The following is a 7,258-nucleotide window of genomic DNA, read 5'->3' as shown; positions in this document are numbered from 1 at the left end:
GTGTTTATATAGCCGCACCTTTAATACTTATATCCAAGTCTCTTGGGTATTTATTGGTCGACAGACTATAAGCATTGTTGATTTTAACATGAATCAAAATTTAGATATTCAATGTCAAAAGACTATCCAAAACTATATTGATGACACCTCAATATGGAAAGAAGGAACAAGCCGTTTTTGCTTATCAATGACAAAGGTTCAGTGGCGAATTTGGTTGTTGGCAACGTTTGGAAAGTTTTTTGAAGGAATGATTGTGTTCATGATGGGGCTAACGTTACCCCTGATCACGCTACAGTTTCATTTAACGGAATTTCAAAAAGGTACATTAAGCTCTTCAATACTCTTTGGTATTTTAATTGGTGCTAGTGCGCTGGGTGGCTTGTCAGATCTATATGGTCGTAAGAAGATGTTCATTGTTGAGATGGCATTACTCTCGATTTGCCTTGTAGGGATGGCATCTAGCCAGTCTTATGCCATGATCCTATTGTTTAACTTTGGTATAGGTTTGGCATTAGGGTGTGATTACCCAACTGCACACTTGATGATATCGGAGAGCATTCCGACTAAAAACCGAGGCAAACTGGTACTCGGCGCATTTGCGTTTCAATCTATTGGTGTGCTAATGGGCATACTAACAGGCATCGTTGTGCTGAGTTATGTTGATGATATTAACGCTTGGCGTTTAATGTACATTTTGGCATTGGTACCGTCTTTAGCGATCACTGTTGCACGTTTCTTTATTCCAGAAAGTGCGCATTGGCTAATGTCGAAAAGACGTGAGAAAGAGGCTGAAACGTCACTGAAACGTCTGTTAAATCGCGATCCGAAGTCGACAATGTCATTAACAGCAGTACCGTGCCCTGAAGGAGAAGAAGCGCACACTTGGGTTGGCGGTTATAAGAAACTGTTTAAAGAAAAGTACCGTGCAAAAACGATCTTAGCTTCTGTTCCTTGGTTTATTCAGGACTTAGGCACGTATGGTATCGGTATTTTTACCCCGGTAATTTTAGCCTCAGTGTTGGATCCGCATGTCGCAGTGACGGGTCAAGATGCACTACACAGTACGATTGCTCATATTATTTATTCGGCAAAAGGGACGGCGTTAATTGATTCATTACTGATTGTTGGTGTGATTTGCGCCATCATTTACTCTGAATCGATTGGTCGTATGAAGCTGCAAATCTATGGTTTTATTGGCTGTGCGGTAGGTTTAGCCTTTGCTGCAGTATCGATTAAGTTGCAGGGTGACTATCAAATATATGTGTTGTTCTTAGGTTTTATGCTGTTTAACTTTATGAACAACTTAGGTCCGAATGCACAGACTTATTTGATTTCAGGTGAAGTATTCCCCGTTAAGATTCGTGCGAAAGGGGCTGGTTTTGCAGCATCTATTGCTAAGTTAGGTGCAATTTTAACGGCCTTTCTATTCCCGATCTTAATGCATGAAATCGGCGTATTTAACTTACTGTTGAGCTTAGTGGTGACATCAGTACTCGGTGCTTGGGTAACATACAAATACCGTTTTGAAACATCAGGTAAGAATATTGAGAATATTTAATTCGTTTCTTAACGAGTAAGAATATTGAAAATATAACTATTGAAAAAAAGAGCGTAAGTATTTCACTTACGCTCTTTTTTTATTTCTAGAAAATCCATTTGAACATTGTATAATATATTTAGTGCTGGAAAATTGGCACGAAATTTATTGCATTTCAACTATTCAGTTTGTTTTTTAAATAAACAAAATTTATATTTTCTTTATATCACTGACTTCAATTATTACCCTTTCTTTATATTTGCCTTGTTACCCTGCGTGCTTCTATTTCTTACGAGGTACTGTGCCACCCAATAATGGGATGTACATAAAATTAGTAATGCAAAATCAAAAGCAGTCTTTATTGGTACTCACGTGCCTGTCTATTGGGATTGTGTATGGTGATATTGGAACCAGCCCACTGTATGCCTTCAAAGCAATGTTTGAAGGGCCACACTCAATAGCCATTAACCAAGCGAACGTTTTTGGCATTCTTTCACTCGTTTTCTGGACCTTTATTATTACGGTCTCTATTAAATATCTAGCGTTAGTGACACGGGCTTCCAATAAAGGTGAAGGTGGGGTACTGACACTGACATCATTAGCTCATAACGTCGCTCCGCTTCACTTAAAGAAAGGCATTTTATTTTTAGGTATGTTGGCGGCAGGCTTCTTTTTTGGTGAGGCCATTATTACGCCAGCGATGTCGGTGTTATCTGCCGTCGAGGGGATCACGGTGATCAATAGTCACTTTTCACCCATGATCTTACCGATTGCAATCACGATTATCTGTGGCTTATTTGCGATTCAAAAATATGGCTCAGGTAAAATTGGACGCTTATTTGCTCCTGTGATGTTGCTGTGGTTTGCCACTATTGGCTTACTGGGTTTATTGAGCATCATTAAACACCCTACTGTGCTCTATGCACTTAATCCTAAATACGCTTGTGCTTTTATTGCTCATCATGGTGCAGCTACTTTATTTACCTTAGGGGTAGTGGTATTGGCTGTGACGGGAGTAGAGGCGTTATATGCTGATATGGGGCACTTTGGGATCAAGCCAATCCGATTAGCATGGTTCTTTATTGTGATGCCGTGTTTGGTGCTCAACTATTATGGGCAAGGCGCACTGGTATTATCACAAACAGGCGATATTGATAATCCGTTCTTTATGCTGGCACCTGAGATGTTGCGCTTACCATTAGTGATCTTAGCGACACTTGCTACCATTATCGCTTCGCAAGCGGTGATCTCTGGGATTTTCTCGCTGACTCGCCAAGCGGTAAATTTAGGCTTTTTACCGCCAGTACAAATTCACCACACCTCACATCAAGAGCAAGGTCAGATCTATGTACCACTGGCTAACTTTTTATTGTTTGTGTTGGTGATCACCGTGGTGATCACTTTTGGTAGCTCGGCACGATTAGCAGCAGCATATGGGATAGCGGTAACTGCAACCATGTTAATTTCCTCACTGTTTATTATCGTAGTAGCACGTTACTTGTGGCAATGGACGTTGGCTTTGGTGATCCAGTATGCGGTGTTGATGCTGCTTTATGATTCTTTGCTGTTTGTCTCAACTTCATTGAAGTTTTCTGATGGTGGTTGGCTACCTTTAACCATAGGCTCGATTGTATTTCTATTGATGGTGACATGGTTTTTAGAGCGAGAGCGAATAGCGCAACTTACCAAACAGCCATTATCTGCTGAGGCGATGATCAACGAGCTTGAGCAAAAAGATTGGCCGAGAGCTTCAGGTACGGCAGTGTATTTCACCCGCAATGAAGATCACGTGCCAGCATCGCTGGTCAATAATTTGAAATACAACGAAACCTTACACGAACGTAATGTATTGCTGACGTTTAAATACCCGGATCAGCCAAGGGTGCATCCGTTAAAACGGTTAGAAGTCCAGCAGATCTCGCCATCGTTTTGGCAGATGATTGCGTATGTGGGTTATCAGGAATCGTTAGATATTGAGCAGATCTTTACAGCCTGTAACTGCAAAGGGTTCACGCTACATGAAGTTGACACGGTGTTCTTTATGTCATCGGAGCGAATGAAGTTAAAACCCAGTACCTTATGGCATGATTTAAAGGCACGATTGTTTATTTTATTGAGCCGTAATGCACTACGTACTTCTGAGCGATTGCATGTACCGCAAGATCGTTTAATTGAGATTGGGGTACATATGGAGATTTGAGCTTGTATTGAGTCTAAGCTCTAAATCTAAGCGACAAATCAAAAGGGCTTCACGGTTATCTTCATCTTAACGAGGATAACGGTAGAAGCTCTTTTTTCTTTATTGGGGTATACCTAAAGCGTATTATCTCGGTTTGATTGTTATACAAAAAATGAATGCCATGTTTAGCCGCATAAATTGGAATGATCTGAATAAAACCGCCGTGTTATTGGTGCTTTATATCTTAGTGACTTATCTGGGAGTGACGTTTCGTGATGTGATCATTGAAACCGATACTGCCATGTTGTTGCTGTTACTTAATATCGTCAGTGGTTTCTGGCTTAGACAAAAGTTGGCGTATGTGATCACCGCCATCAGTATTGTGGCGTTTCATTTTTTTGTATTACCCGAGCATAACTCGTTTAAGTTTCAAAATTATCAGCACATCATTACTTTTGCTGTGATGGCGTTCAGTGGTGTATTTGCGGTAAAAATCACCCAATCGCAACAGCGTGAAATCAATAAAAACAAACTGCTAAAGTCAGAGTTAAAAAGTAACTATCAATTAGCCTCTGAGTTAGCCTCACTTAATGAAAGCCAAGCCATTGCTCAATCTGCGATTGCTCATTTAGAGCGTCATGGACAGTTTAAAGCTCAGATCTGGCTGTTCTCACCGACGCTATTTTGTTTAGCCTCTCATCGTGATCTGCAAGATAACGATACCTATCCTGCTGTAGAGCATTTCAAACAAACAGGGCAGCCATTAAGCCAAATGTTATCAGCCAAGGTAACCTTGCACTCGTTAAATGGTGAGTCAGGCTTATTTGGTGTGTTAGTGATTGAAAGTAAGCAAGGGCAGTTGTTCAACCCGATCCTAACGACTTTGATCAGTTTATCGTTAGCCCGATCAGAGGCGAACAATGCATTAACCCAAGTTAAAGAAGCCAATCAATTAGAGCAAATGCGAAACACTTTATTAGCAGCTGTTTCTCATGATTTGAAAACTCCGTTAGGCTCGATTATTGGCACTGCTACGACTTTGACTGATCCTAATATTCATTTGCCAGCAGATACGCAAAAAGAGCTATTACAGTCGATTGCTGAAGAAGGGTATAGCTTAAATCGCAGTTTAACTAAATTGCTAGATATTAGCCGTTATAGCATTAAAACCTTAGTGCCTAAGAGTGATTGGGTGGAGCCTGAAGAGATCATTGGCAGTGCGACTAAACGGGTAGAGCAGTTAGTTAAGGGGCATCCAATTAAACTGACAGGGGAAACTATGTTGGTTTCGCTCGATTACACCTTGATTGAACAGATCATGGCGAATCTGATTGAAAATGCCGCCAAATATAGCCCGGTAGGTGCGGTGATTGAGATTGCTACGGGTTATATCAATGGTTGTTTCGTGTTTGATATTGCTGATCGTGGCTGTGGCGTTGCTCCAGAAGAGACCCAACGTATTTTTGAACGTTTCTATCGTTCAGAGCACACCAAAGTTAAGGGAACCGGTTTAGGTTTGGCGATTTGTAAGCTGATTGTTTCAGCCCATAACGGCACGATTGCAGTGAGTCCTCGTGCTGGTGGTGGGAGTATTTTTAGTGTTGCCATTCCTTGTGATAAATATGATTTAGCAGACATTTATGAATAGTGATATCAAGATCTTAGTGATTGAAGATGAAGCGCCGATACGTCGTTTCTTAGACATTCTTACAACCGGACATGGTTACAGTGTCAAAACCGTTGAGACAGCCCAAGAAGGATTAAAGCAAATAGTCAGTTGGTCGCCGCATTTGGTGTTGTTAGATTTAGGTTTGCCTGATGCTGATGGGTTAGATTTCACCAAAGAGTTAAGGGCATGGACTGATACTCCCATTATTGTGATCTCTGCTCGAGATAAAGAAGCGGATAAAGTCCAAGCGTTAGATGCTGGTGCAAATGACTATTTAACCAAGCCATTTGGTAGTGAAGAGTTGCTAGCACGTATTCGTGTGGCGTTGCGTTTACATTCTCATAATACCGCGAGTGACGTGATCCAATATCGCTTTGGCGAGGTGGTGCTAGATCTGGCAATGCAAACAGTGACGCATCATGGTGAAAGCATCAAGTTAACACCTAAAGAATATAAGATCCTTACGCTACTGGCGAAGAACATGGGTAAGGTATTAACACACAAGCAGATCTTAAAAGAAGTGTGGGGTGGTAACTATACTGAGCATGCTCATTATGTGCGTATTCACATTGCCCAGCTGCGCCATAAAATTGAATCGTCACCAGCACAGCCTCAATACATTATTACCGAAAATGGGGTGGGATATCGTTTAATTGCTGATGATTAAACTCAGTGATACGCCATAACAAATCGCAGTTGAGAAGCGGCCTTTATAAAAATTTTATACTGCAGATGGCATTTCTTACATAAACCTTAGATCAAACTTTATACCATCGGAGAAGGTTAAGGTTATAAGGAATATGTATGTTACTGAGTATCGAAATGCTACTTGCTGTTGCCTTTTTTGTTGTGATGGTCACGCGTAATGGTTTTTTAAAACCTACGTGGCAGCAGTGGGGGATATTAGGCCTGCAAATTGTGTCAGTGTGGTGTTTGATCCATTTATTTATCTCGGATGTTTACCCAGAGTTTATGTTTGCTAAAGATGTGATCAGTGTGTTCTTCTCGGCAGTTTTTGTTTTTGCGGCACTGAAAGATCGTCATGAATCAGATGTGTACCGTAGTCATCATCAACAAGCATCAACAAAATAGCAGGGGGGATATCATGGGTGAGATCAGCATTGGTAAACTGCTTATTGTCGGTTTAATTTTCGTTTTATTGTTTGGTACTAAGAAGTTAAGAACACTTGGTAGCGATTTAGGTTATGCGTTAAAAGGCTTTCAGAATGCAGTAAAAGATGAGCCAACCAAGGCGACAGCGGCTATTGAGAAAGATACTGAAGAAACAACACGTTAATAAATGATTTGCAAAAAACACAATATTATTTTGCCACTCTATTTATCTTGCTGAAATGCGCTAAGGTGAATTTAGTATCAGTTTGGAGGCATGGATTATGAAACGTGGATTAGTGATTGATAATAATCTTACTGTGAATAAAGCCGCGATTTTACGAGTAGAGTTTGATAGCGCATTTATTATGTTGTTTTTTGCTGATCAAAGCGTGATAAACATTTGCTTGAAGCAAGATGATTTACACTTTTCATCAGATAATTCTTACTATCTTGATGAGGCTGAATTTAGCCGCGTTCAAACCGAAATTCAGGCTTTTCTTGATAGTGAAATATAAGCAATAAAGTCATTATGTTAGTCGTGACGATGTGATTTTGTACAACAAATGATATTGATAACAGAATATTGCTGTTGCTTATATCGAAATAATTGTGTGGTGATTAAAACTTGAACATACAGTTTTTGTAGGGCTTTACATTTTAAACTGTGATCGCTATCATACGCCGCACTTACGGAGAGATGGCTGAGTGGTTGAAAGCACCGGTCTTGAAAACCGGCATACGTTAATAGCGTATCTAGGGT

The 7,258-nt window shown here is 40.4% G+C and carries 7 protein-coding genes; all 7 read left to right on the top strand.

Features of this window, described 5'->3' with window-relative positions:
- Positions 1–1,558, top strand: a 1,558-nt coding sequence (locus tag E5A76_RS15970) for an MFS transporter (RefSeq protein WP_262383668.1), incomplete at its 5' end; no start/stop codon positions are given.
- Positions 1,559–1,874: 316 nt separating this feature from the next.
- A complete protein-coding gene (locus tag E5A76_RS15965; protein WP_053987735.1) occupies positions 1,875–3,737 on the top strand; it encodes a potassium transporter Kup in 1,863 nt (620 codons plus the stop codon).
- A gap of 160 nt (positions 3,738–3,897) precedes the next feature.
- Positions 3,898–5,364: an ATP-binding protein gene (locus tag E5A76_RS15960; RefSeq protein WP_161119520.1), complete on the top strand. Its 1,467-nt coding sequence runs from the start codon at positions 3,898–3,900 to the stop codon at positions 5,362–5,364.
- Positions 5,357–6,052, top strand: a complete 696-nt coding sequence (locus E5A76_RS15955) for a response regulator (protein WP_107166416.1) — start codon at positions 5,357–5,359, stop codon at positions 6,050–6,052. The genes E5A76_RS15960 and E5A76_RS15955 overlap by 8 nt, the downstream gene beginning before the upstream one ends.
- A 137-nt stretch (positions 6,053–6,189) precedes the next feature.
- On the top strand, positions 6,190–6,477 hold the full coding sequence (locus E5A76_RS15950) for a hypothetical protein (RefSeq protein ID WP_161119519.1): 288 nt from the start codon (positions 6,190–6,192) through the stop codon (positions 6,475–6,477).
- A gap of 13 nt (positions 6,478–6,490) precedes the next feature.
- Complete coding sequence (gene tatA, locus E5A76_RS15945; RefSeq protein WP_161119518.1) at positions 6,491–6,682, top strand: twin-arginine translocase TatA/TatE family subunit; 192 nt, start codon at positions 6,491–6,493, stop codon at positions 6,680–6,682.
- A 97-nt stretch (positions 6,683–6,779) separates the two neighbouring features.
- Complete coding sequence (locus E5A76_RS15940) at positions 6,780–7,013, top strand: hypothetical protein (protein WP_053987730.1); 234 nt, start codon at positions 6,780–6,782, stop codon at positions 7,011–7,013.
- The last annotated feature ends 245 nt before the right edge of the window (positions 7,014–7,258 follow it).

The organism is Photobacterium lucens (assembly GCF_009873615.1).
Lineage (GTDB): Bacteria > Pseudomonadota > Gammaproteobacteria > Enterobacterales > Vibrionaceae > Photobacterium > Photobacterium lucens.
Note: the sequence above shows the minus strand (reverse complement) of the source record. Positions and strands in the feature narration are given on the sequence as shown.

Bases quoted from the DNA above. Each gene is read 5' to 3' on its own strand.
- tatA (WP_161119518.1), top strand. From the start codon at position 6,491: ATGGGTGAGATCAGCATTGGTAAACTGCTTATTGTCGGTTTAATTTTC.
- E5A76_RS15960 (WP_161119520.1), top strand. From the start codon at position 3,898: ATGTTTAGCCGCATAAATTGGAATGATCTGAATAAAACCGCCGTGTTA.
- E5A76_RS15955 (WP_107166416.1), top strand. From the start codon at position 5,357: ATGAATAGTGATATCAAGATCTTAGTGATTGAAGATGAAGCGCCGATA.
- E5A76_RS15940 (WP_053987730.1), top strand. From the start codon at position 6,780: ATGAAACGTGGATTAGTGATTGATAATAATCTTACTGTGAATAAAGCC.
- E5A76_RS15965 (WP_053987735.1), top strand. From the start codon at position 1,875: ATGCAAAATCAAAAGCAGTCTTTATTGGTACTCACGTGCCTGTCTATT.
- E5A76_RS15950 (WP_161119519.1), top strand. From the start codon at position 6,190: ATGTTACTGAGTATCGAAATGCTACTTGCTGTTGCCTTTTTTGTTGTG.